This window comes from Serratia sp. CY27727 (genome assembly GCF_052169275.1).
Taxonomy (GTDB): domain Bacteria; phylum Pseudomonadota; class Gammaproteobacteria; order Enterobacterales; family Enterobacteriaceae; genus Serratia; species Serratia sarumanii.
This window is the reverse complement of record NZ_JBJNLB010000012.1, coordinates 23,034-46,522: the sequence shown is the minus strand read 5'-3', so window position 1 is coordinate 46,522 and position 23,489 is coordinate 23,034. Positions and strand designations below refer to the sequence as shown.

25 protein-coding genes are annotated in these 23,489 nt (G+C 60.1%); 15 read left to right on the top strand and 10 right to left on the bottom strand.

Going from position 1 to position 23,489, the window contains the following annotated elements:
- Window positions 1-22 precede the first annotated feature (22 nt).
- Window positions 23-1,036 carry a glycosyltransferase family 9 protein gene (locus tag ACJ8HB_RS21670; RefSeq protein ID WP_047570013.1) on the bottom strand — a complete coding sequence of 338 codons (1,014 nt, stop codon included), beginning with the start codon at window positions 1,034-1,036 and terminating at the stop codon, window positions 23-25.
- A 125-nt stretch (window positions 1,037-1,161) separates the two neighbouring features.
- Between ACJ8HB_RS21670 and waaA the strand changes: the two genes are divergently transcribed.
- Genes waaA through coaD form a run of 3 tightly spaced genes read left to right on the top strand, consistent with a single transcriptional unit; the run spans window position 1,162 to window position 3,702 of the window.
- Window positions 1,162-2,439, top strand: coding sequence for a lipid IV(A) 3-deoxy-D-manno-octulosonic acid transferase (gene waaA / locus ACJ8HB_RS21665; protein WP_025304695.1), 1,278 nt, complete (start codon window positions 1,162-1,164; stop codon window positions 2,437-2,439).
- Window positions 2,440-3,213 (top strand): glycosyltransferase family 2 protein, encoded by a 774-nt coding sequence (locus ACJ8HB_RS21660; RefSeq protein WP_047570011.1) that lies wholly within the window; start codon window positions 2,440-2,442, stop codon window positions 3,211-3,213. It abuts the gene before it with no gap.
- Window positions 3,214-3,216: 3 nt separating this feature from the next.
- Entirely contained in the window at window positions 3,217-3,702 is a 486-nt protein-coding gene (gene coaD / locus ACJ8HB_RS21655) for a pantetheine-phosphate adenylyltransferase (RefSeq protein WP_033631353.1), read from the top strand.
- A gap of 4 nt (window positions 3,703-3,706) precedes the next feature.
- Here coaD and mutM read toward each other — a convergent pair whose 3' ends face one another.
- The 4 genes from mutM to radC form a co-directional block, all read right to left on the bottom strand.
- Window positions 3,707-4,522, bottom strand: a complete 816-nt coding sequence (mutM, locus tag ACJ8HB_RS21650; protein WP_033649742.1) for a bifunctional DNA-formamidopyrimidine glycosylase/DNA-(apurinic or apyrimidinic site) lyase — start codon at window positions 4,520-4,522, stop codon at window positions 3,707-3,709.
- Window positions 4,523-4,603: 81 nt separating this feature from the next.
- Window positions 4,604-4,771, bottom strand: coding sequence for a 50S ribosomal protein L33 (gene rpmG / locus ACJ8HB_RS21645; protein WP_002442576.1), 168 nt, complete (start codon window positions 4,769-4,771; stop codon window positions 4,604-4,606).
- Between the two features lie 11 nt (window positions 4,772-4,782).
- Complete coding sequence (gene rpmB / locus ACJ8HB_RS21640; RefSeq protein WP_004931195.1) at window positions 4,783-5,019, bottom strand: 50S ribosomal protein L28; 237 nt, start codon at window positions 5,017-5,019, stop codon at window positions 4,783-4,785.
- A 262-nt stretch (window positions 5,020-5,281) separates the two neighbouring features.
- A complete protein-coding gene (radC, locus tag ACJ8HB_RS21635; RefSeq protein WP_033654522.1) occupies window positions 5,282-5,965 on the bottom strand; it encodes a RadC family protein in 684 nt (227 codons plus the stop codon).
- 183 nt (window positions 5,966-6,148) lie between these two features.
- On the opposite strand from radC, the gene coaBC reads away from it, so the two are divergent.
- The 3 genes from coaBC (at window position 6,149) to slmA (ending at window position 8,649) form a co-directional block, all read left to right on the top strand.
- Window positions 6,149-7,366, top strand: a complete 1,218-nt coding sequence (gene coaBC / locus ACJ8HB_RS21630) for a bifunctional phosphopantothenoylcysteine decarboxylase/phosphopantothenate--cysteine ligase CoaBC (RefSeq protein ID WP_033649757.1) — start codon at window positions 6,149-6,151, stop codon at window positions 7,364-7,366.
- Window positions 7,344-7,802, top strand: coding sequence for a dUTP diphosphatase (dut, locus tag ACJ8HB_RS21625; RefSeq protein ID WP_033636478.1), 459 nt, complete (start codon window positions 7,344-7,346; stop codon window positions 7,800-7,802). The genes coaBC and dut overlap by 23 nt, the downstream gene beginning before the upstream one ends.
- A 250-nt stretch (window positions 7,803-8,052) precedes the next feature.
- Entirely contained in the window at window positions 8,053-8,649 is a 597-nt protein-coding gene (gene slmA / locus ACJ8HB_RS21620) for a nucleoid occlusion factor SlmA (protein ID WP_025304700.1), read from the top strand.
- Between the two features lie 31 nt (window positions 8,650-8,680).
- Here slmA and pyrE read toward each other — a convergent pair whose 3' ends face one another.
- Both pyrE and rph read right to left on the bottom strand, forming a co-directional pair.
- A complete protein-coding gene (pyrE, locus tag ACJ8HB_RS21615) occupies window positions 8,681-9,322 on the bottom strand; it encodes an orotate phosphoribosyltransferase (protein WP_047570005.1) in 642 nt (213 codons plus the stop codon).
- A 96-nt stretch (window positions 9,323-9,418) separates the two neighbouring features.
- The gene (rph, locus tag ACJ8HB_RS21610; protein ID WP_025160305.1) at window positions 9,419-10,135 is read right to left on the bottom strand and encodes a ribonuclease PH; all 717 of its coding nucleotides are present in this window, start codon (window positions 10,133-10,135) and stop codon (window positions 9,419-9,421) included.
- Window positions 10,136-10,262: 127 nt separating this feature from the next.
- On the opposite strand from rph, the gene ACJ8HB_RS21605 reads away from it, so the two are divergent.
- Complete coding sequence (locus ACJ8HB_RS21605; protein ID WP_015379441.1) at window positions 10,263-11,126, top strand: YicC/YloC family endoribonuclease; 864 nt, start codon at window positions 10,263-10,265, stop codon at window positions 11,124-11,126.
- A 55-nt stretch (window positions 11,127-11,181) separates the two neighbouring features.
- Here ACJ8HB_RS21605 and ACJ8HB_RS21600 read toward each other — a convergent pair whose 3' ends face one another.
- Window positions 11,182-11,571 (bottom strand): hypothetical protein, encoded by a 390-nt coding sequence (locus ACJ8HB_RS21600; RefSeq protein ID WP_047570002.1) that lies wholly within the window; start codon window positions 11,569-11,571, stop codon window positions 11,182-11,184.
- Between the two features lie 362 nt (window positions 11,572-11,933).
- Between ACJ8HB_RS21600 and ACJ8HB_RS21595 the strand changes: the two genes are divergently transcribed.
- The gene (locus tag ACJ8HB_RS21595) at window positions 11,934-13,118 is read left to right on the top strand and encodes a NupC/NupG family nucleoside CNT transporter (protein ID WP_004931212.1); all 1,185 of its coding nucleotides are present in this window, start codon (window positions 11,934-11,936) and stop codon (window positions 13,116-13,118) included.
- Between the two features lie 34 nt (window positions 13,119-13,152).
- On the opposite strand, the gene ACJ8HB_RS21590 is transcribed toward ACJ8HB_RS21595, so the two are convergent.
- Window positions 13,153-13,587: a DUF3574 domain-containing protein gene (locus ACJ8HB_RS21590; RefSeq protein ID WP_047569999.1), complete on the bottom strand. Its 435-nt coding sequence runs from the start codon at window positions 13,585-13,587 to the stop codon at window positions 13,153-13,155.
- Between the two features lie 253 nt (window positions 13,588-13,840).
- Between ACJ8HB_RS21590 and ACJ8HB_RS21585 the strand changes: the two genes are divergently transcribed.
- The 6 genes from ACJ8HB_RS21585 (at window position 13,841) to recG (ending at window position 20,532) form a co-directional block, all read left to right on the top strand.
- The gene (locus ACJ8HB_RS21585) at window positions 13,841-14,458 is read left to right on the top strand and encodes a trimeric intracellular cation channel family protein (RefSeq protein WP_025304704.1); all 618 of its coding nucleotides are present in this window, start codon (window positions 13,841-13,843) and stop codon (window positions 14,456-14,458) included.
- Window positions 14,459-14,669: 211 nt separating this feature from the next.
- Complete coding sequence (gmk, locus tag ACJ8HB_RS21580; protein ID WP_033636481.1) at window positions 14,670-15,293, top strand: guanylate kinase; 624 nt, start codon at window positions 14,670-14,672, stop codon at window positions 15,291-15,293.
- 54 nt (window positions 15,294-15,347) lie between these two features.
- On the top strand, window positions 15,348-15,623 hold the full coding sequence (gene rpoZ, locus ACJ8HB_RS21575) for a DNA-directed RNA polymerase subunit omega (protein WP_004931221.1): 276 nt from the start codon (window positions 15,348-15,350) through the stop codon (window positions 15,621-15,623).
- An 18-nt stretch (window positions 15,624-15,641) separates the two neighbouring features.
- Window positions 15,642-17,753, top strand: coding sequence for a bifunctional GTP diphosphokinase/guanosine-3',5'-bis pyrophosphate 3'-pyrophosphohydrolase (gene spoT, locus ACJ8HB_RS21570; RefSeq protein ID WP_019452189.1), 2,112 nt, complete (start codon window positions 15,642-15,644; stop codon window positions 17,751-17,753).
- 5 nt (window positions 17,754-17,758) lie between these two features.
- Window positions 17,759-18,454, top strand: coding sequence for a tRNA (guanosine(18)-2'-O)-methyltransferase TrmH (gene trmH / locus ACJ8HB_RS21565; protein WP_033649746.1), 696 nt, complete (start codon window positions 17,759-17,761; stop codon window positions 18,452-18,454).
- The gene (gene recG, locus ACJ8HB_RS21560) at window positions 18,451-20,532 is read left to right on the top strand and encodes an ATP-dependent DNA helicase RecG (RefSeq protein ID WP_033636486.1); all 2,082 of its coding nucleotides are present in this window, start codon (window positions 18,451-18,453) and stop codon (window positions 20,530-20,532) included. The genes trmH and recG overlap by 4 nt, the downstream gene beginning before the upstream one ends.
- A gap of 42 nt (window positions 20,533-20,574) precedes the next feature.
- On the opposite strand, the gene gltS is transcribed toward recG, so the two are convergent.
- Entirely contained in the window at window positions 20,575-21,786 is a 1,212-nt protein-coding gene (gene gltS, locus ACJ8HB_RS21555) for a sodium/glutamate symporter (RefSeq protein WP_033649747.1), read from the bottom strand.
- A gap of 240 nt (window positions 21,787-22,026) precedes the next feature.
- Here gltS and ACJ8HB_RS21550 point away from each other — a divergent pair, with 240 nt between their 5' ends.
- Window positions 22,027-23,427: a nucleobase:cation symporter-2 family protein gene (locus tag ACJ8HB_RS21550; RefSeq protein WP_038872554.1), complete on the top strand. Its 1,401-nt coding sequence runs from the start codon at window positions 22,027-22,029 to the stop codon at window positions 23,425-23,427.
- Window positions 23,428-23,489 lie beyond the last annotated feature (62 nt).

The window sequence follows — 23,489 nt, the reverse complement described above, 5'->3', positions numbered from 1 at the left end:
GATGCCTGCCTTATTTTCTTCGCTAGCTGAGCGCCTGCATTTTCTGCCAAACCTCATCGACAGAAACATCCTCACAGTGCCCCGACTCACTTTGCAAAATATGATGACGACCGGTCCATGGATGCCAGGATGCTTTATCGGTATCGCCAAAGAACACTACCATGTCCTTATTCAACGCGGCGGCAAGATGCATCTGCCCACCGTCGCTGCACAGCACCCGGTCGCATAAATCAAACCCGCCCAACAGCTCACGCACCGACGCCGTCGGATAAAGCGCGACGCGTTCGTTTTGACACAGCGCCAGCAGCTGTTCGGCGCGCTGCTGGTCGCCGATGTCGTCCGGCGCCAGCGTGCCCTGCGGCGACCAGAAGATCAGCACGCCGGTGTGGGGATCGGCAACCAGACGGTTGATGATTTCGGCATAGCGTTCAACCGGCCAACGCCTTTTCGGGCTGCGGCTGCTGATATGCACGGCGCATACCCGTTCGACCGGCGGCAGACGCTCCTGCAGCCGTTGCGCCGCCAATTGCCGCTCTTCAGGCGTCAGAAACACCCGCACCGGCGGGATCGGAATGGATTGATCGGTTATCGCCGATAAATAGCTGTAGGTATGTTCGACCTGATGTTGACCGCGGAAATCGTCCTTGCGGAACGGGCGATGAATATCTTTCGTGCCCAAATCGGCGCCGATGATATGGGTGGCGCCAGCCATTTTCGCTAAACGCAAACTGTATTTGCAAGGCACCGGGTTGGCCAGAATGACCGCATCGAATTTTATTTTGCGCAGCTTCAGGAATATCATCAGACGCTCGAAATAAACGCCCAGCGTGGTCTCATTTTTCGCCTTGTGCTTGGCCTTTTTATAGACAAAGACTTTCTCGAGATGAGGGTTGTTTTTAACGACGTCCTGGCTGACTTTATTGATCAGCAGATAAACTTTTGCGTCCGGATAGGCAATTTTCACCCCTTCAATCAAGGGCGTGGTGCAAACAAGATCGCCGATGTTATCGCGGCGAATAATTAAAATATTCTTCATTCCGAGCCTGTCGGCGAAATCGCTCGCCGGTTGTCTGAAACTGACACCCAAGGTTACCAAATTAGCGCCTTTCCCTTCCAGTTATGGTACTATTCCGAATAACCCATATAAATGAAATTGATAGAATGTTGCTGCGTTTATATCAGGTACTACTCTACCTCATCCAACCCCTGATCTGGCTCCGCTTACTGCTGCGCAGCCGCAAAGCTCCAGCCTACCGTAAACGCTGGGCGGAACGCTATGGCTTCTGCGCCGGGAAAGTCGTGCCAGGCGGCATCATGCTGCATTCCGTCTCCGTCGGCGAAACGCTGGCGGCCATCCCGCTGGTGCGGGCGCTGCGCCATCGTTACCCCGCTTTGCCGATAACTGTGACCACAATGACCCCAACAGGTTCAGAACGCGTCCAGTCCGCTTTCGGCAAAGACGTGCATCATGTCTATCTGCCCTACGATCTGCCCGGCTCCATGAACCGCTTCCTCGATCAGGTGAATCCCAAGCTGGTGATCATCATGGAAACCGAGCTGTGGCCCAACCTGATCAACGCGCTGCATCAGCGGCAGATCCCCTTGGTGATCGCCAATGCGCGCCTGTCGGCCCGCTCCGCCGCCGGCTATAAGAAAATTGGCGGATTCATGCGCGATATGCTGCGCCGCATCACGCTGATCGCCGCCCAAAACCAGGAAGACGGCGATCGGTTTATCGAGCTGGGCCTGAAGCGCTCTCAGCTGGCCGTGACCGGCAGCCTGAAGTTCGATATCTCCGTCACCCCGGAGCTGGCCGCCCGCGCCGTTACGCTGCGCCGCCAATGGGCGCCGCGCCGTCCGGTGTGGATCGCCACCAGTACCCATGACGGGGAAGAAACCATCCTGCTGGAAGCGCACCGCAAACTGCTGGAAAAACACCCCGATCTGCTGCTGATCCTGGTGCCGCGTCACCCGGAGCGCTTCCCGACCGCCAAGGAGCTGGTGCAGAAAGCCGGCTTCAGCTACACCCTGCGCAGCAGCGGCGAAATTCCGTCCGGCAGCACCCAGGTGGTGATCGGCGATACCATGGGCGAGCTGATGCTGCTGTACGGCATCGCCGATCTGGCCTTTGTCGGCGGCAGCCTGGTGGAACGCGGCGGACATAACCCGCTGGAAGCCGCCGCGCACGCCATCCCGGTGTTGATGGGCCCGCATACCTTCAACTTCAAAGACATCTGCGCCAAGCTTTCGCAGGCCGAAGGCCTGATCACCGTGACCGACGTGGATTCGCTGGTGAAGGAAGTGGAAACCCTGCTGACCGACGAAGACTACCGCCGCTACTACGGCCGCCATGCGGTGGAAGTGCTGTATCAGAATCAGGGAGCGTTGCAGCGCCTGCTGCAGCTGCTGGAACCGCACCTGCCGCCCCGGAGCCACTGAATGAGCAGCCGCAAAAGCCTGTCGGTGGTGATGATCGCCAAAAACGAATCCGGGCTGTTGCCGGACTGTCTGCGTTCGGTCGAGTGGGCCGATGAAATCATCGTGCTGGACTCCGGCAGCGAGGACGACAGCGTCGCCATCGCCGAAAGCCTGGGCGCCAAAGTCTTCACGCACACCGACTGGCAAGGGTTCGGCAAGCAGCGCCAGCTGGCGCAAAGCTACGCCAGCCATGACTACGTTTTGATGATCGACGCCGACGAACGCGTCACGCCCGAGCTGCGGCAATCCATCGAACGGGTGTTGAACGCGCCGGACGACGGTGCCGTCTACAGCTGTGCGCGGCGCAATCTGTTCCTTGGCCGCTTCATGCGCCACAGCGGCTGGTATCCCGACCGCGTCAACCGCCTGTACGCCAACCGACGCTATCGCTATAACGACGATCTGGTGCACGAATCGCTGAACATCGGCGGCGCCAAAGTGATCCCCCTCAACGGCGATATGCTGCACCTGACCTGTCGCGATTTCTTCGCCTTCCAGCGCAAACAGCTGCGCTACGCCGAAGAGTGGGCAACGCAACGCCACCGGGCCGGCAAGCGTTGCGGCTACCTGTCTATCCTGACCCACACGCTCGGCGCCTTCGTCAAAACCTGGCTGCTGCGAGCCGGCTTCCTCGACGGTAAACAGGGGTTGCTGTTAGCGGTGGTCAACGCGCAATATACCTTCAATAAATATGCCGCATTATGGGCATTGGGCCGCAACTACTCAGAGAAGTGAATCATGACCAGCAAAGCCATCTATCCCGGGACCTTCGATCCCATGACCAACGGCCACCTGGATTTAGTGACGCGCGCATCACTGATGTTCGATCACGTGATTCTGGCCATCGCCGCCAGCCCGAGTAAAAAGCCGCTGTTCAGCCTGGATGAACGCGTGGCGTTGGCGACGCAGGTCACCTCGCATCTGGGCAATGTGGAAGTGCTGGGCTTCAGCGAGCTGATGGCGCACTTTGCCGCTCACCAAAATGCCAATATCCTGGTGCGCGGCCTGCGTGCAGTGTCTGACTTTGAATACGAATTGCAGCTGGCGAACATGAACCGCCATTTGATGCCGACGCTGGAAAGCGTGTTCCTGATGCCTTCCGAAGAGTGGTCGTTCATCTCCTCCTCACTGGTGAAGGAGGTCGCCCGTCACGGCGGCGATATCGCGCCTTTCCTGCCGGATGTGGTCACCCAGGCGCTGATGGCGAAGCTCGCCGCCGAGTAATTGCTCAGCGCTGGCAGCGGCGGCAAAAGAAGGTGCTGCGCTGCCCGTGCTTGGCGGATTCGATCGGCGTGCCGCACGCGCGGCAGGGTTCTCCCGCCCGACCGTAAACCTGCAGTTCCTGCGCGAAATATCCCGGTTTGCCGTCCGACTGCAAAAAGTCGCGCAATGTCGTGCCGCCCTGCTCGATAGAGCGCTGCAACACCGCCTTGATGGTCTGCGCCAGCAGCGCCGCTTCGGCTTTGCTCAACGATCCCGCGGGACGATCGGGCAAGATCCCGGCGCTGAACAGCGATTCGCTGGCGTAAATATTGCCGACCCCGACCACCAGCTTGTTATCCATCAGCCACGGTTTGATCAGCGTGCGCTTATTGCGTGATTTTTCATACAGGTAGTCGCCGTTGAACGCTTCGCTCAGCGGTTCCGGCCCCAGATGCGCCAACACGCTGCTGGTCGCCAAATCTTCGCACCACAGCCAGGCGCCGAAACGGCGCGGATCGGTATAGCGCAGGATCATGCCGTTGCTGATCACCAGATCGACGTGGTCGTGTTTGCCGGCTTCGTCTTCGTTTTCCTCACGCAGCATGCGCAGGCTGCCCGACATGCCCAGGTGCACGATAATCCAACCGTTCTCCAGCTCGATCAGCAGATATTTGGCCCGGCGCTGCACGCTGAGCACCGGCCGATCGCTCAGCGTCAGGATCTGCTCGGAAACCGGCCAGCGCAGGCGCGCGTTGCGCACCACCGCATACTGAATGCTGTGGCCGACAAGATAAGGCTCTATACCGCGTCTGCTCGTCTCAACTTCCGGTAATTCAGGCATCTGGCTTCCCCTCCGACGTTTTCTACCCTTTATAAAACAAAAAACCCGGCCAAGGCCGGGTTTTTCATTAATCCACTAAAATTATTTAATTTTAGCTTCTTTGTATACTACGTGCTGACGGACAACTGGATCGAATTTCTTCAGTTCCAATTTTTCCGGCTTAGTACGCTTGTTCTTCGTGGTGGTATAGAAGTGACCAGTACCAGCAGAAGAAACCAGCTTGATCTTCTCGCGAACACCTTTAGCCATGATTCAGTTCCTTAATACTTCTCACCACGGGCACGCAGATCGGCCAGAACCGTCTCAATACCCTTCTTATCGATAACACGCATACCTTTAGCAGATACACGCAGAGTTACAAAGCGCTTCTCAGCCTCAACCCAAAAACGGTGTGAGTGCAGGTTAGGCAGAAAACGGCGTTTGGTCGCGTTCATTGCGTGGGAACGGTTGTTACCGCTCACCGGGCGCTTGCCAGTAACTTGGCAGACTCGGGACATGTCTATTCTCCAAAAATCAAATCAGCTCGAGCTTCGTATAGGGTATGGCCGCCTCGTCAGGCTTTTAGAGCCCATCTCAGCAAACTTCATACTGAGGAGACTCTCGTCATCAGGTAGAAACCACACATCAGGTCAGAAACCTGCTGAGATAGGCTCTTGCGCCAAACCCAAGATTCTCAAAGGTGGCGTAGTATACGCTCTGAAGCGTAAGTGCTCAAGTCCCGAACAGCTAAAGATCCCACAAGGATCGCGAAAAAATCGCTTAAAGCCATCCGCGCTCGGCAAAAGAGACGCATTCACCCCGACCGATCACCAAATGATCAAGCACTCGGATCTCCAATAACTGACAGGCTTTCACCACCTGTTCCGTTATCAAGCGGTCGGCATGACTGGGTTCAGCCTTACCCGAAGGGTGATTATGCGCGAGAATCAGCGCGGCGGCATTAGCCTTCAACGCTTCGCGCACAATTTCTCTCGGGTAGACGACGACGCTGCTGATGGTACCAGCAAACATCTCCTGATGGCGAATAACCCGGTGCTGATTGTCTAAAAACAATACCAAAAAGACCTCCCGCTCGCGATGCGCCAGCAGGCTTTGCAGATAATGCTGGGTGACGCGCGGATTGAGCATGGCGTTTTCCTGCGACAAATGGCTGGAAAAGAAGCGCAGCGCCAGCTCGGCAATCGCCTGCAGCTGCGTATAGCTGGCGTCCCCCAGGCCTTTTTGGCTGCAAAAAGCCTGATGATCGGCCGACATCAGGTGATAAAGCGAGCCGAACCGGCGCAGCAGCTGCTCCGCCAGCTGCATCACGTGCACGCCGGGCAACCCGGTGCGCAAGAAAATGGCCAACAGCTCTGCGTCGGACAGCGCCGCCGCCCCCTGCATCAGCAGCTTTTCACGCGGTGCCAGCGCGCCCGGCCAGCACGCCACAATCGAGTTGCTCATCGTGTTCCTCCCTGAAAGGGCTACAGCATGCCATGTGCCGCCCGGCGCGTTCGACAGGTGTTTGATAACATTGCGAAGTGTTTCGCAAAGCACAATGTAACGCCCTGCAGCCATTGCGGAATCGCTCACCTGAACCACGGATATGCTAAAATGGCGCATCTTTCGGCTTTCAATCGGACAATGATGATGACGGGACTTTCCGGCAAACATATTGTGCTTGGCATCAGCGGCGGCATCGCCGCCTACAAATGCCCAGAGCTGGTGCGCCGCCTGCGAGACAGGGGCGCGGAAGTGCGCGTGGTGATGACCCATGCCGCCAAGGCGTTCATTACGCCACTGACGCTGCAGGCCGTTTCCGGCTACCCGGTGTCCGACGATCTGTTGGATCCCGCCGCCGAAGCCGCCATGGGCCACATCGAACTCGGCAAGTGGGCAGATCTGGTTATTCTGGCGCCGGCGACCGCCGATCTGCTGGCGCGCGTGGCCGCCGGCATGGCCAACGATCTGCTGACCACCGTCTGCCTGGCGACCGATGCCCCCATCGCCGCCGCGCCCGCCATGAACCAGCAGATGTATCGCGCCGCCGCCACGCAGGCCAACCTGCAAACGCTGCAGGCGCGCGGCATGCTGCTTTGGGGGCCGGACAGCGGCAGCCAGGCCTGCGGCGACGTCGGCCCGGGCCGCATGTTGGATCCGCTGGACATCGTCGACCTGGCGAACGGTCATTTCTCCGCCCCGCAGGATCTGCAACATTTGCAGGTTATGATCACCGCCGGCCCGACGCGTGAAGCGCTGGATCCGGTGCGTTTCATCAGCAACCACAGCTCCGGCAAAATGGGCTTCGCCATCGCCCGCGCCGCCGCCGCCCGCGGCGCGCAGGTGACGCTGATCGCCGGGCCGGTCAGCCTGCCGACGCCGCCATCGGTCACCCGAGTGGACGTCACCAGCGCGCTGGAGATGGAGCAGGCGGTGCAACAGCGCGCCGCGCAGCAGCAGATTTTCATCTCCTGCGCCGCCGTGGCCGACTACCGCCCCGAGCGGATCGCCGATGAAAAAATAAAAAAACAGGGTGATGAAATCATCCTCAAGATGGTAAAAAACCCCGACATCGTCGCCGGCGTGGCGGCGATGACCAAAAATCGACCGTTTGTCGTGGGGTTTGCCGCCGAAACCCAGAATGTGGAAGAATACGCGCGGCAAAAACTGGCGCGTAAGAAGCTGGATTTGATTTGCGCTAACGATGTATCGCTTGCAGAGCACGGCTTCAACAGCGACACCAATGCCCTGCACCTTTTTTGGCAGGATGGAGAGAAACGCCTGGCGCTGAGCGACAAGGCACTCCTTGGCCAACGTTTAATAGACGAGATAGTCAGCCGTTATGATGAAAAAAATCGACGTTAAGATCCTCGACCCGCGCATCGGTCAGGATTTCCCGCTACCGACCTACGCCACCCCGGGCTCCGCCGGTCTCGACCTGCGCGCCTGCCTGGACAGCGCGGTAGAGCTGGCGCCGGGTGAAACCACGCTGCTGCCTACCGGCCTCGCGATCCATATCGCCGACGCAAGCCTGGCGGCGGTGATCCTGCCGCGCTCAGGCCTGGGCCATAAGCACGGCGTCGTGCTGGGCAACCTGGTCGGCCTGATCGACTCCGATTATCAGGGCCAGCTGATGGTGTCCGTTTGGAACCGCGGCCAGAAGCACTTCACCATAGAGCCGGGTGAACGCATCGCGCAGATGGTCTTCGTGCCGGTAGTGCAGGCAGAATTCAACCTGGTGGAAGAGTTCGACGGCAGCGAGCGCGGCGAAGGCGGCTTCGGCCACTCGGGGCGCCACTAAGCGCCACCCAAGGCACGAGGGCCGGCAGGGAAACGTCGCCTGAACCTTGCCTTTCCGGGGAGAAGGATGTCTCTGCGGCAAGGTTTTACCGCGACAATTGCAGCGCACACCAGGCAGCGCGGAAAAGGCCGTTAAGGCCGCTGACCCCAGCATCGTAAAAAAGCTATCACATAAGCCGCACAGAGCCTGCTCTGCAGCGGCCGGTGTCCGGGTTTCCGTCAGTTAAGTTTTAGCAAGGGTCTAATCAGACATGGCAGAAAAAGAAAATACGAAAAGGAATCGGCGCGAGGAAATATTGCAGGCGTTAGCCCAGATGCTGGAGTCCAGCGACGGCAGCCAACGCATCACCACCGCCAAGCTCGCCGCGAACGTGGGTGTTTCTGAAGCTGCGCTGTACCGGCATTTCCCCAGCAAGACACGGATGTTCGACAGCCTGATCGAGTTTATCGAAGACAGCCTGATCACCCGCATCAACCTGATCTTGCAGGACGAGAAAGAGACGTTTAATCGTCTGCGCCTGATTTTACTGCTGATTCTGGGCTTTGCGGAACGCAACCCGGGGCTGACGCGCATCATGACCGGCCACGCGCTGATGTTTGAACAGGATCGCCTGCAGGGCCGCATCAACCAGCTGTTCGAACGCATCGAGGCGCAGCTGCGCCAGGTGTTGAAAGAGCGCAAATTGCGCGAAGGCAAAGGCTTTATCGTCGATGAAACGCTACTGGCCAGCCAGCTGCTGGCCTTCTGCGAAGGCATGTTGTCGCGCTATGTGCGTTCGGAATTCCGCTATCGCCCAACGCAGGAATTCGACGCCCGCTGGCCGCTGTTGGCGGCCCAGCTGCAATAAAGATAACGCCGGGCATGCCCGGCGTTTTTACTTACACCCCGTACTGCTCACGGTAAGCGCGCACCGCCGCCAGGTGGTCCGCCATTTCCGGCTTCTCTTCCAGATAGGTGATCAGGTCCTTCAGCGTCACGATCGAAATCACCTTGCAGTGATAGTCGCGTTCCACTTCCTGAATGGCGGAGATATCCGCGCGGCCGCGTTCCTGACGGTCGAGGGAGATCAGCACGCCCGCCAGCGAAGCGCCGCTGGCGCCGATGATTTCCATCGACTCACGGATCGCGGTGCCGGCGGTGATCACATCGTCCACCAACATCACGCGCCCCTGCAGCGGGCTGCCTACCAGCGAACCGCCTTCGCCGTGGGTCTTGGCTTCCTTGCGGTTAAAGCAGTAAGGCACGTCGCGCTCATGGTGTTCCGCCAACGCCACCGCCGTAGTGGTGGCGATAGGAATGCCTTTATAGGCCGGGCCAAACAGCAGGTCGAAATCGATGCCGGAGTCCATCAGAGCTTCGGCGTAGAAGCGCCCCAACAGCGCAAGATCGCGCCCGGTATTAAACAGGCCGGCGTTGAAGAAATACGGGCTGGTGCGGCCGGATTTCAGGGTGAACTCGCCGAATTTCAATACCTGCTTGTTAAGCGCGAACTCGATAAACTGGCGCTGATAGGCTTTCATTACTGCTTCTCCTCGTCTGAATCTGCTTGGGTCTTGTTATTACTGCCGCCCGATCGCCGGGCATAAAAAAGGCGACTTCTCAGTCGCCTTAAAAAATCAGTCCGCCAGCGCCGCTTTCTGCGCCTGGAAGATGGTTTCGATGCCCCCTCGGGCCAGCGCCAATAGCGCCAACAGCTCATCGTGGCTGAACGGCTCGCCTTCGGCGGTGCCCTGCACCTCAATCATGCGGCCATCTTCCATCATCACCACGTTCATGTCGGTTTCCGCCGCGGAATCCTCCACATACTCCAGATCGCACAGCGCTTCGCCATTGACGATGCCGACCGAAACCGCCGCCACCATGCCCTTCATCGGGTTGGCTTTCAGCTTGCCGTTGGCCACCAGCGTGTTCAACGCATCGGCCAGCGCCACGCAGGCGCCGGAGATCGAGGCAGTTCGGGTACCGCCGTCGGCCTGCAGTACGTCGCAGTCGAGGGTGATGGTGAATTCACCGAGCTTTTTCAGGTCTACCGCGGCGCGCAGCGAGCGGGCGATCAGGCGCTGGATCTCCAGAGTGCGGCCACCCTGTTTGCCTTTGGCGGCTTCACGAGCGTTGCGGCTGTGGGTGGAGCGCGGCAGCATGCCGTACTCGGCGGTGATCCAACCTTGCCCCTGGCCTTTCAGGAAGCGCGGAACGCCCTCTTCTACCGTGGCGGTGCACAAGACTTTGGTATCGCCAAACTCAACCAGCACTGAACCTTCAGCGTGTTTGGTATAGTGACGGGTCAGTGTCAGGGGGCGAACTTGCTGTGGTGCTCTGCCTGCAGGACGCATGGGCTCTCTCCGGCTTCAAATCAACTATTGGCTGCGCATTATACGGGCTTCGTGACGTAATGCCTATCCTGCCCGCAGCCGCGACGCTATAATCGCCCCATCTTTTCCTAATTACGGGTACGCATCAATGATCCGCAGCATGACCGCCTACGCCCGGCGTGAAATCAAGGGTGAATGGGGCAGCGCAGCCTGGGAGCTGCGTTCCGTTAACCAGCGCTACTTAGAAACCTACATCCGCCTGCCGGAACAATTCCGCAGCCTGGAGCCGGTGATCCGTGAACGTATCCGTGGCCGCCTGACCCGCGGCAAAGTCGAATGCAACCTGCGTTTCGAGCTGGATCCAAGCGCGCAAAGCTCGCTGATCCTGAACGAAAAACTGGCCAAACAGCTGGTCGAAGCCGCCAACTGGGTGAAAATGCAGAGCGACGAAGGGGAAATCAACCCGATCGACGTGCTGCGCTGGCCGGGCGTGATGTCCGCGCAGGAGCAGGATCTGGACGCCATCAGCGCCGAGCTGATGCAGGCGCTGGACGGCGCGCTGGATGACTTCATCGTCGCACGCGAAAGCGAAGGTGCCGCGCTGAAAACGCTGATCGAACAGCGCCTCGACGGCGTCAGCGCCGAAGTGGTCAAAGTGCGCGCCCAGATGCCGAACATCCTGCAATGGCAGCGCGAGCGCCTGGTCAGCAAGTTGGAAGAGGCACAGGTACAGCTGGAAAACACCCGCCTGGAGCAAGAGCTGGTGCTGATGGCGCAGCGCATCGACGTCGCCGAAGAGCTGGACCGTCTGGAAGCGCACGTGAAAGAGACGCACAACATCCTGAAGAAGAAAGAAGCCGTCGGCCGCCGCCTCGACTTTATGATGCAGGAGTTCAACCGCGAATCGAACACCCTGGCCTCCAAGTCGATCAATGCCGACGTCACCGCTTCCGCCATCGAGCTGAAAGTGCTGATCGAGCAAATGCGCGAGCAGATCCAGAACATCGAGTGATCCTGCCCCGCATGCCATCAAGCCCGCGCCAAGCGGGCTTTTTTCTGGCTGCAGATCAGCGATGGGCGGCCGTCTGCTCTTCATCAATCAGCCCCATTGTCTGCAGCTGCACCGCAATGCTCCAGGTTGAGCGCTCGAACTCATCGCTCAGCGCTTCCAGCGTCGCCCCGGCCGCATGGCTCTCACGCAGCCGCAGTTTTTCTTCTTCCGGCCAAGGGAAGTAGGCATTGGCCGGCCGGCCCTCGGCCAGATTCTTCTGCCGCTTCTCCTCCGGCGTCAGCCGGGCTTTTTTCTGCAGTTCGGCTTCACCGTCGAACTCGTTGGCCAACGCGAACAGCAGGCGGATAGCCTCCGGCGCACAGGCCGCCGAAGCCGGTCTCAACAGCTCGCCGGTGTCGGGATTAACGCCGTTGGCCAGCGCCCTGAGCAACGTGCCGGTATTCATCGTTCGCCTCCTTGTCCGAGAAAATACGCGCCGGTCGTGGCGCCTTGTTCAGGCATTTTTCTCTGCCTCTCTCGAGAAAACCACGCTTTACGCCATGAAAAAGCGCCAGTTGCGAGCCAGATTCCAGGCGTTTGCACGCGAGTGACGGCGATTGCATCAGGTTGCGAGCCGGCAGACCTCTGGGCAACCGGCTCACCGGGAAGCTTATGAAAAACTGCCGAGCAGCGCGTGCGGATGACAATCGGCAAGATATCCCGCACGCCATAAGTATTTTGTTCTAATTATCACGCAAGGTAATGAAAGGGCGGCGATGCTGTGGCTAAATGTGTTTTTTTCCTGCCCGTGAACCGTACGGACCGTTTATGCCACAAATTCTGCAATTTATTATGGCTCTGGTGGTGATCATCGCCCTGGCGCTGCTGGTCAGCAATAATCGCAAGAAAATCCGCCTGCGCTATATCATCCAGCTGCTGGTGATCGAAGGCGCGCTGGCCTATTTCTTCCTGCACTCCGCCAGCGGGCTCAGCGTGATCAAACACGTCGCCGGCTTCTTCGACACCCTGCTCGCCTACGCCGCCCAAGGATCGGAGTTCGTGTTCGGCGGCATGAGCAAGGATGGTCTGGCATTCATCTTCCTCGGCGTTTTGTGCCCTATCATCTTTATTTCCGCCCTGATCGGCATTTTGCAGCATTTCCGCATCCTGCCGCTGATCATTCGCCTGGTCGGCACCTTGCTGTCCAAGGTCAACGGCATGGGCAAGCTGGAATCGTTCAACGCCGTCAGCACGCTGGTGCTGGGGCAGTCGGAGAACTTCATCGCCTATAAAGGCATCATCGGCGATATCTCGCCGCGCCGCATGTACACCATGGCCGCGACCGCCATGTCGACGGTATCGCTCTCCATCGTCGGCGCCTACATGTCGATGATCGACGCGCAGTACGTGGTGGCGGCATTGATCCTTAACATGTTCAGCACCTTCATCATTCTGTCGATCATCAACCCGTATCAGGTCGAAGACGAGCCGGAGCTGAAGCTGAACAAACTGCATGAAGATCAGAGTTTCTTCGAAATGTTGGGCGAATACATTCTGGCCGGCTTCAAAATTGCGATGATCATCGCGGCGATGCTGATCGGCTTTATCGCGCTGATCTCCGCCGTCAATGCGTTGTTCTCCGCGGTGCTCGGCATCAGCTTCCAGCAGATCCTCGGCTATGTGTTCTATCCGCTGGCCTGGCTGATCGGTATCCCGGCGGAAGAGGCTCTGAAGGCGGGCAGCATCATGGCGACCAAGCTGGTGGCCAACGAATTCGTGGCGATGATTGAGCTGAAGAAAATCGCGGCGGAGCTGTCGCCGCGCGGGCTGGGCATTCTGTCGGTGTTCCTGGTGTCGTTCGCCAACTTCGCCTCCATCGGCATCGTCGCCGGCGCCATCAAGGGGCTGAACGAGCAACAAGGCAACGTGGTTTCCCGTTTTGGCCTGAAGCTGGTTTACGGCTCGACGCTGGTGAGCCTGCTGTCGGCGGCCATCGCCGGCCTGGTGCTGTAATCCCCACTCCCGGCCGCAGAGCCGGGAGTTCGCTTTAAAACGCCACGCACACCGGCGCATCCACCCGCATTACCGAATCCTGCGCAAACTGCTGCTTGTAGCCGCTGCGCAGCGCCTCGATATTCGCCTCGCTCTCTTTGCCCGGCGCATGGATCAGCAGCAGCGCCTTGCTGTTCTCACGCGCCAGCTTGCCGTCGTGGCCCAGCCACTGCCCTTTGGCATCAAAGACCGTCAGCCCGTCTTTAAAGCGCGGCGTCACCTGGCTATCGACGAAGGTTTGCCACTCGGCGGCGGTGATCGCCGGCCCCGCCGGGCGATTCAGGCCGAAGTAGAGCGTTGTTTGCACCAGCGGGTCGCCGGTGCGGCAAGCCGGGGCGGGTGGCACAGCCTGGTGGCCTGGCGCCACGCAGCCGCTCAGCAGCAGGGCGGCCACCACGGCGCCGGCGGCCAATCTCGGGGAGTTTTTCATCTGCAGTCTCGGTTTATCGGTTGAAGGATTCGCTGCAAAAAGCATAGTCAGCGATGGAAACCAGCGCGAAATTTCTAATGCTTTCATCAACAGCCAGATGTTAAAAAAGGCTGGTTATCGGCAATAAAAACGGAGTTTTGATTAGCTAAATTAATCCGAAACGCCATCGGTGAAAAAAACTCAGTGGCGCGCGTCCTCGGCGGCGATTACCCTGCCGGCCATCATTCTGACGCAAGTACGCTGTGAATCCCTTATGTTACTGAGCATCCTTTATATCATCGGCATCACCGCCGAAGCCATGACCGGCGCGCTGGCGGCCGGCCGCCGCCAAATGGACATGTTCGGCGTGATCATCATCGCTTCGGTCACGGCGATCGGCGGCGGGTCGGTGCGCGATATGCTGCTCGGGCATTTTCCATTGGGCTGGGTCAAACACCCGGAATACATCGTCATCGTCGCGATAGCGGCGATCGTCACCACCTGGGTGGCTCCCCTGATGCGCCATTTGCGCCGCCTGTTCCTGGTGCTCGACGCCGTCGGCCTGATCGTCTTCTCGATCATCGGCGCGCAGGTGGCCCTGGATATGGGGCACAGCGCCATTATCGCCGCCATCGCCGCGGTGATCACCGGCGTCTTCGGCGGGGTGCTGCGCGACATGTTCTGCAACCGTATCCCGCTGGTTTTCCAGAAGGAGATCTACGCCGGCATCTCCTTCAGCGCCGCCTGGCTGTATATCGGCCTGCAGCACCTCAGCCTGCCGCACAATCTGGTGGTGATCCTCACGCTGGTCGCCGGCCTGAGCGCACGCCTGATCGCCCTGCGCTTCCGCCTCGGCCTGCCGGTGTTCAACTACCAGCACCCGGATCACTGATCTCGGGGCGGCAACGCGCCGCCGCCGAGGCCAAAACTGCAAAAATGTCGCCCTTCGACGCGCAAATTCGCCCATTCACCGCTTTTTCCGCGCAAAGCCGCGGGCAAAATGCGAGCTAACGCTGCACCCGGCGCGTTAGCCGTGTATACTGTGCGGAGAAAATACACATCCGCTGTTATTGGCATATCAACCGTTATCAACGAACATCATCATGGCTCAAGGCACGCTTTATATTGTCTCTGCTCCCAGTGGCGCAGGTAAATCAAGTCTGATTCAGGCTTTGTTAAAGACGCAACCGCTGTACGACACGCAGGTTTCGGTTTCGCACACCACGCGCGACAGCCGCCCGGGTGAAAATCACGGCGAGCACTATTTCTTCGTCTCGAAAGACGAATTCCGCCGGATGATCGAGCAGGACGCGTTTCTTGAGCACGCCGAAGTGTTCGGCAACTATTACGGCACCTCGCGCGCCGCCATCGAACAAGTATTGTCGACCGGCGTGGACGTGTTTCTGGATATCGACTGGCAGGGCGCGCAGCAAATCCGCGCCAAAATGCCGCAGGCGCGCAGCATCTTCATTCTGCCGCCGTCGAAGGAAGAACTGGGCCGCCGCCTGCGCGGGCGCGGGCAGGATTCCGAAGAGGTGATCGCCAAGCGCATGGCTCAGGCCGTGGCGGAAATGACGCATTACGCGGAGTACGATTACCTGATCGTGAACGATGATTTCGATCTGGCGCTGTCCGATCTGAAGACCATCATTCGCGCCGAGCGCCTGCGTTTGGGCCGCCAGTTGCTGCGGCATGACGCTTTAATCAGCAAACTATTGGCAGACTGAAGGCAGTTTCAGTATCATGCCCAGTCTTTTCGTCACCTGTGGAGTAGCACAAATATGGCACGCGTAACTGTTCAAGACGCTGTAGAGAAAATTGGTAACCGTTTTGACCTGGTGTTGGTCGCTGCTCGTCGGGCGCGTCAGATCCAGACCGGCGGCAAAGATGCACTGGTTCCGGAAGAGAACGACAAGTACACCGTTATCGCCCTGCGCGAAATCGAAGAAGGCCTGATCACCAGCCAGATCCTCGACGTGCGTGAGCGCCAGGAGCAGCAAGAGCAGGAAGCCGCAGAGATTCAAGCGGTTACCGCGATTGCTGAAGGTCGTCGTTAATTAGACTGCGAGTCCGCCTTGTACCTGTTTGAAAGCCTGAATCTGCTGATTCAACGTTACCTGCCCGAGGAGCAGATTAAGCGCCTCAAACAGGCATACCTCGTCGCGCGCGACGCGCACGAGGGCCAGACACGCTCCAGCGGTGAGCCTTACATTACTCACCCGGTCGCCGTGGCCTGCATCCTGGCGGAAATGCGTCTCGATCACGAGACGCTGATGGCGGCATTGCTGCACGACGTCATCGAAGACACCCCAGCCACCTATCAAGATATGGAACAGCTGTTCGGCAAGAGCGTCGCCGAACTGGTTGAGGGCGTCTCCAAGCTCGACAAGCTGAAGTTCCAGGACAAGAAAGAAGCGCAGGCGGAAAACTTCCGCAAGATGATCATGGCGATGGTGCAGGATATCCGCGTCGTGCTGATCAAGCTGGCCGACCGTACGCACAACATGCGCACCCTCGGTTCGCTGCGCCCCGACAAACGCCGGCGCATCGCGCGTGAAACCCTGGAAATCTACAGCCCGCTCGCCCACCGTCTGGGTATTCATCACCTGAAGACCGAGCTGGAAGAGCTGGGCTTCGAGGCGCTGTACCCGAACCGTTATCGCGTGATCAAGGAAGTGGTGAAAGCCGCACGCGGCAACCGCAAAGAGATGATTCAAAAAATCCTCTCCGAGATCGAAGGGCGACTGACCGAAGCCGGCATCGCCTGCCGCGTCAGCGGGCGGGAAAAACACCTCTACTCCATCTACCTCAAGATGCATCTCAAAGAACAGCGTTTCCATTCCATCATGGATATCTACGCGTTCCGGGTGATCGTGAAAGAGGTCGATACCTGCTACCGCGTGCTCGGCCAGGTGCACAGCCTGTACAAACCGCGCCCGGGGCGAGTGAAAGATTACATCGCCATTCCCAAGGCCAACGGCTATCAATCGCTGCATACCTCGCTGATCGGCCCGCACGGCGTGCCGGTCGAAGTGCAGATCCGCACCGAAGACATGGACCAGATGGCTGAGATGGGGGTAGCCGCGCACTGGGCTTACAAGGAAAGAGAACAGGGCGAAACCGGCACCACGGCGCAGATCCGCGCCCAGCGCTGGATGCAGAGCCTGCTGGAACTGCAGCAAAGCGCCGGTAGTTCGTTTGAGTTTATCGAGAGCGTCAAATCCGATCTGTTCCCGGATGAGATTTACGTTTTCACCCCGGAAGGCCGCATCGTCGAGCTGCCCGCCGGCGCCACGCCGGTCGATTTCGCCTATGCGGTGCATACCGATATCGGCCATGCCTGCGTCGGCGCGCGCGTCGATCGTCAGCCATACCCGCTGTCGCAGTCGCTGACCAGCGGCCAGACCGTCGAGATCATCACCGCGCCGGGCGCGCGGCCCAACGCCGCCTGGCTGAACTTCGTGGTCAGCTCGAAAGCGCGCGCCAAAATTCGCCAGATGCTGAAGAACCTCAAGCGCGACGACTCCGTCGGCCTCGGCCGCCGTCTGCTCAACCACGCGCTGGGCGGCAGCCGCAAGCTGGCCGAAATCCCGCAGGAAAACATTCAGCACGAGCTGGACCGTATGAAGCTGGCGACGCTGGACGATCTGCTGGCGGAAATCGGCCTCGGCAACGCCATGAGCGTGGTGGTGGCGAAGAACCTGCAGGGCGATCAGTCCAGCCTGGGCGCATCCTCCGGCGTGCGCAACCTGGCCATCAAGGGCGCCGACGGGGTGTTGATCACCTTCGCCAAGTGCTGCCGCCCGATTCCGGGCGATCCGATTATCGCTCACGTCAGCCCGGGCAAAGGGCTGGTGATCCACCATGAGTCCTGCCGCAATATTCGCGGCTATCAGAAAGAGCCTGAGAAGTTCATGGCGGTCGAGTGGGATAAAGAGACCGAGCAGGAGTTCATCGCCGAGATCAAGGTGGATATGTTCAACCACCAGGGCGCGCTGGCCAACCTGACGGCGGCGATCAACGCGGCCGAGTCCAATATTCAGAGCCTGAACACCGAAGAGAAAGACGGTCGGGTTTATAGCGCCTTTATCCGCTTGACCACCCGCGATCGCATCCATTTGGCAAACATTATGCGTAAAATCCGTATCATGCCGGATGTGATCAAAGTTAACCGCAACCGAAACTAGCGCTTATGAGTCCTGAACGCTATGCGCGGATTTGTGAAATGCTCGCGACCCGGCAGCCGGATTTGACGGTCTGCCTGGAGCAAGTGCACAAGCCGCATAACGTCTCCGCTATTATCCGCACCGCCGACGCCGTCGGCGTGCATCAGGTCCACGCCGTGTGGCCCACCACCCGCATGCGCACCCTGGTTTCCTCCGCCGCCGGCAGCAACAGCTGGGTCAGCGTCAAAACCCATCGTTCCATCGGCGACGCGGTCGGTCATCTGAAAGCGCAGGGCATGCAAATTCTGGCCACCAATCTGTCTGCGCGCGCGGTCGATTTCCGCGAGGTGGACTACACCCGGCCCACCTGCGTGCTGCTCGGCCAGGAAAAAACCGGCATCACCGAAGAAGCGCTGGCGCTGGCCGATCGGGACATCGTCATTCCGATGATCGGCATGGTGCAATCGCTCAACGTCTCCGTGGCCTCGGCGCTGATCCTGTATGAAGCGCAGCGCCAGCGGCAGAACGCCGGCCTGTATCGCCGCGACAACAGCATGCTGGATGAAGAAGAGCAGCAGCGTCTGCTGTTCGAAGGCGGTTACCCGGTGCTGGCCAACGTGGCCAAGCGCAAAGGGCTGCCGCGCCCGCAGATTGACGAGCAGGGCCAGGTGGTCGCCAGCGCCGAATGGTGGGCGGCCATGCAGGCGACGGTGCGCAAATGAAAGGCCGCCTGCTGGATGCTGTCCCACTCACCACGCTTTCCGGGGTTGGCGCCAGCCAGGCGGGCAAACTGGCCAAACTCGGCCTCGAGACCATTCAGGATCTGCTGCTGCACCTGCCGCTGCGCTACGAAGACCGCACTCGCCTCTACCCGATCAACGATCTGCTGCCGGGTATCTACGCCACGGTAGAAGGGGAAGTGCTGCGCAGCGACATCAGCTTCGGCCGCCGCCGCATGCTGACCTGCCAGATCAGCGACGGCACCGGCATCCTCACCATGCGGTTCTTCAACTTCAACGCCGCGATGAAGAACAGCCTGGCCACCGGCCGCCGCGTGACCGCCTACGGCGAGATCAAACGCGGCAACCACGGCGCGGAAATCATCCATCCGGAATACCGCATTCAGGGCGAAGCCAGCGAGGTTGAGCTGCAAGAGTCGCTGACGCCGGTCTACCCCACCACCGAAGGGGTGCGGCAGGCCACGCTGCGCAAGCTAACCGATCAGGCGCTGGAGCTGCTGGATACCTGCGCTATCGCCGAGCTGCTGCCGCCGGAGCTGAGCGGCGGCCTGATGAGCCTGCCGCAGGCGCTGCACACCCTGCATCGCCCGCCGCCGGACATCCAGCTGGCGGATCTGGAGCTGGGCAAACACCCGGCGCAAAAACGCCTGATCCTCGAAGAGCTGCTGGCGCATAACCTCAGCATGCTGGCGGTGCGCGCCGGCGCGCAGAGCTATCAGGCGCAGCCGCTGCTGCCGGACGATCGGCTGAAAAACCGTTTTCTCGCCCAGCTGCCGTTCTCGCCGACCGGCGCGCAAACGCGCGTGGTGGCCGACATCGAAGCCGATATGCAAAAAGACTTCCCGATGATGCGGCTGGTGCAGGGCGACGTCGGCTCCGGCAAAACGCTGGTGGCGGCGCTGGCGGCGCTGCGCGCCATCGCGCACGGCAAGCAGGTAGCGCTGATGGCGCCGACCGAGCTACTGGCCGAGCAGCACGCCAACAATTTCCGTCAGTGGTTCGAACCGCTGGGGCTGGAGGTCGGCTGGCTGGCCGGCAAACAGAAAGGCAAGGCGCGCATCGCGCAGCAGGAGGCTATCGCCAGCGGCCAGGTGTCGATGGTGGTCGGCACCCACGCCATCTTCCAGGAGCAGGTGCAGTTCAACGGCCTGGCGCTGGTGATCATTGATGAGCAGCACCGCTTCGGGGTGCATCAGCGGCTGGCGCTGTGGGAGAAAGGCGAAGAGCAAGGCTTCCACGCCCATCAGCTGATCATGACCGCCACGCCGATCCCGCGCACGCTGGCGATGACCGCCTATGCCGATCTCGATACCTCGGTCATCGACGAGCTGCCGCCGGGACGCACGCCGGTGACCACCGTCGCCATCCCCGATACCCGCCGCGCCGACATCATTCAACGGGTGAAAAGCGCCTGTCTGGAAGAGGGGCGGCAGGCTTACTGGGTATGTACGCTGATCGAAGAGTCCGAGCTGCTGGAAGCGCAGGCGGCGGAAGCCACCTGGGAAGAACTGAAAACCGCGCTGCCAGAGCTGAAGGTAGCGCTGGTGCACGGCCGCATGAAAGCGCAGGAAAAGCAGGCGGTGATGCAGGCGTTTAAACAGGGCGAGCTGCAGCTGTTGGTGGCCACTACGGTGATCGAAGTCGGCGTCGACGTGCCGAACGCCAGCCTGATGATCATCGAAAACCCGGAGCGGCTGGGCCTGGCGCAGCTGCACCAGCTGCGCGGCCGCGTAGGACGCGGCGCCGTGGCCTCACACTGCGTGCTGCTGTACAAAACGCCGCTGAGCAAGACTGCGCAAACGCGCCTGCAGGTGCTGCGCGACAGCAACGACGGCTTCGTCATCGCGCAGCGCGATCTGGAGATCCGCGGCCCAGGCGAGCTGCTGGGCACCCGCCAGACCGGCAGCGCCGAATTCAAGGTGGCGGACCTGCTGCGCGATCAGGCGATGATCCCCGAAGTGCAACGCGTCGCTCGCCATCTCCATCAGCACTATCCGGAGCACGCCCAGGCGCTGATCGAACGCTGGCTGCCGGAGAAGGCGCGCTACTCCAACGCATAAAAAAGGGCGCCGCAGGCGCCCTTTTCGCGATGACCCGCGATATCACCCCACCGCCGGGAACACCGGCAGCAGCAGATACAGCTTGATGACGATGGCATTGGCGATATCAATAAAGAACGCCCCCACCATCGGCACCACCAAAAACGCCACGTGCGACGGACCGAAACGATCGGTGATCGCCTGCATGTTGGCGATCGCCGTCGGCGTGGCGCCCATGCCGAAGCCGCAGTGGCCGGCGGCCAGCACCGCCGCATCGTAGTTCTTGCCCATCACCCGATAGGTGACGAAGATCGCGTACAGCGCCATGACCAGCGTCTGCACCGCCAGGATCGCCAGCATCGGCAGCGCCAGCGAGGCCAGCTCCCACAGGCGCAGGCTCATCAACGCCATCGCCAGGAACAGCGACAGGCTGACGTTGCCCAGCACCGACACCGCCCGCTCGAACACGGTATAGAAACCGGTGAAGGCCAGCGTGTTGCTGAGGATCACCCCGACGAACAGCACGCAAACGAAGTTCGGCAGTTCAAACACCGTGCCGCTCAGCAGGCCGGCAATCAGCTGCCCCAGGCTCAGACAGATGGCGATCATGGCGATGGTTTCGATCATCACCAGCGAGGTGATCAGACGGCCGCTTTCCGGCTTCTCGAAGCCGCTCGGCTGCACGCTGTCATCCGGAGTGCCTTCCGGCGTGGAGGAGTGCTTGACCAGATAGCGCGCCACCGGGCCGCCGATCAGGCCGCCCAGCACCAGGCCGAAGGTGGCGCAGGCCATGGCGACTTCCGTGGCGTTCTCGAAGCCGTAGCGCTCAATGAACAGTTTGCTCCAGGCCGCCCCGGTGCCGTGGCCACCCGACAGGGTGATCGACCCGGCGATCAGGCCCATCAGCGGATCCAACCCCAGCATTTTCGCCATGCCGATGCCGATGGCGTTCTGCACGATAAGCAGCCCCAGCACCACGAACAGGAACACCACCAGCACCTTGCCGCCGGCGCGTAAACGCGCCAGGTTGGCGTTCAGGCCGATGGTGGCGAAGAAGGCCAGCATCAGCGGATCCTTCAGCGACATGTCAAAACTGATTTCCCAGTTGACGAGCTTTTTCAGGGCTAACAGCAGGAGGGCCACCAGCAAACCGCCGGCGACGGGAGCGGGAATGGTATATTTTCGCAGCAGAGGAATGGTTCTGACGCACTTGCCCCCGAGGAGCAAAACCAGCGTCGCCGCGACTAACGTGCCATAAGTATCAAGATGAAACATCCAGGTACTCCATGTAAGGAAAAAGATCCAAATAAAAATAATAAGTTATAGAAAACCACTGAGTTTTTAAACTTGATGAGTGCAGGATTAGAAGTAAAAAACGCTGAGATGACAAGAAAAAATGAATGAAAATGCGACATAAGCGAGAAAGTCGGCAACATAATATTTACGCGCAACCGTTTGCTTTTGTGGGGCGGAGCATTAAAATGCCTGCTTTGCCGTATCTGGAAACGCCACACCATGAGCATGTCATCCTCCGAGCTTGATGCCGCGCGCCAAGCCGCCTCAGAACCCCGCGCCAGTGAACTGATTTATCGCCTGGAAGATCGCCCGCCGCTGCCGCAAACGCTGTTTGCCGCCGGCCAGCATCTGCTGGCGATGTTCGTCGCGGTGATCACCCCGGCCCTGCTGATCTGCCAGGCGCTGGGCCTGCCGGCACAGGATACCCAGCACATCATCAGCATGTCGCTGTTCGCCTCCGGTCTGGCTTCCATTCTGCAAATCAAAACCTGGGGGCCGGTGGGTTCCGGGCTGCTGTCGATTCAGGGCACCAGCTTCAACTTCGTTTCGCCGCTGATCATGGGCGGCCTGGCGCTGAAAAACGGCGGCGCCGACGTGCCGACCATGATGGCCGCGCTGTTCGGTACCCTGATGGTCGCCTCCTGCACCGAAATTCTGCTGTCGCGCGTGCTGCATCTGGCGCGCCGCATCATCACCCCGCTGGTTTCCGGCATCGTGGTGATGATCATCGGCCTGTCGCTGATTCAGGTCGGCCTGACCTCGATCGGCGGCGGCTACGCCGCGATGAACGATCATAGCTTCGGCTCGCCGAAAAACCTGCTGCTGGCCGGCGCGGTGCTGGCGGTAATCATCCTGCTGAACCGCCAGCGCAACCCTTACCTGCGCGTGGCTTCGCTGGTGATCGCCATGGCGGTCGGCTATCTGTTGGCCTGGGCGATGGACATGCTGCCCGCCGATGCACCGGCGGCCCCCACGGCGGCAATCACTATCCCCACGCCACTCTATTACGGCCTGGGCTTCGACTGGAACCTGCTGCTGCCGCTGATGCTGATCTTTATGGTCACCTCGCTCGAGACCATCGGCGACATCACCGCCACCTCCGACGTCTCCGAACAGCCGGTCAGCGGGCCGCTGTATATGAAGCGCCTGAAGGGCGGCGTGCTGGCCAACGGCCTGAACTCGATGCTGTCGGCGGTGTTCAACACCTTCCCCAACTCCTGCTTCGGCCAGAACAACGGCGTGATCCAACTGACCGGCGTCGCCAGCCGCTACGTCGGCTTCGTGGTGGCGCTGATGCTGATCGCGCTGGGGCTGTTCCCGGCGGTGGCCGGCTTCGTGCAGCACATCCCCGAACCGGTACTGGGAGGCGCGACCATCGTGATGTTCGGCACCATCGCCGCCTCCGGCGTGCGCATCGTGTCGCGCGAGCGTCTGAACCGCCGCGCCATCATGATCATGGCGCTGTCGCTGGCCGTCGGCATGGGCGTCTCCCAGCAGCCGCTGATCCTGCAGTTCGCGCCGGACTGGCTGAAAACCCTGCTCTCTTCCGGCATCGCCGCCGGCGGCATTACCGCCATCGTGCTGAACCTGGTGTTCCCGCAGGAATACGAGAAGAAGTAACCCGTCCATCGGCGTTCAAATGGCCGCTTGCGGCCGTTTTTTATTGTCTATCAGACCATTGC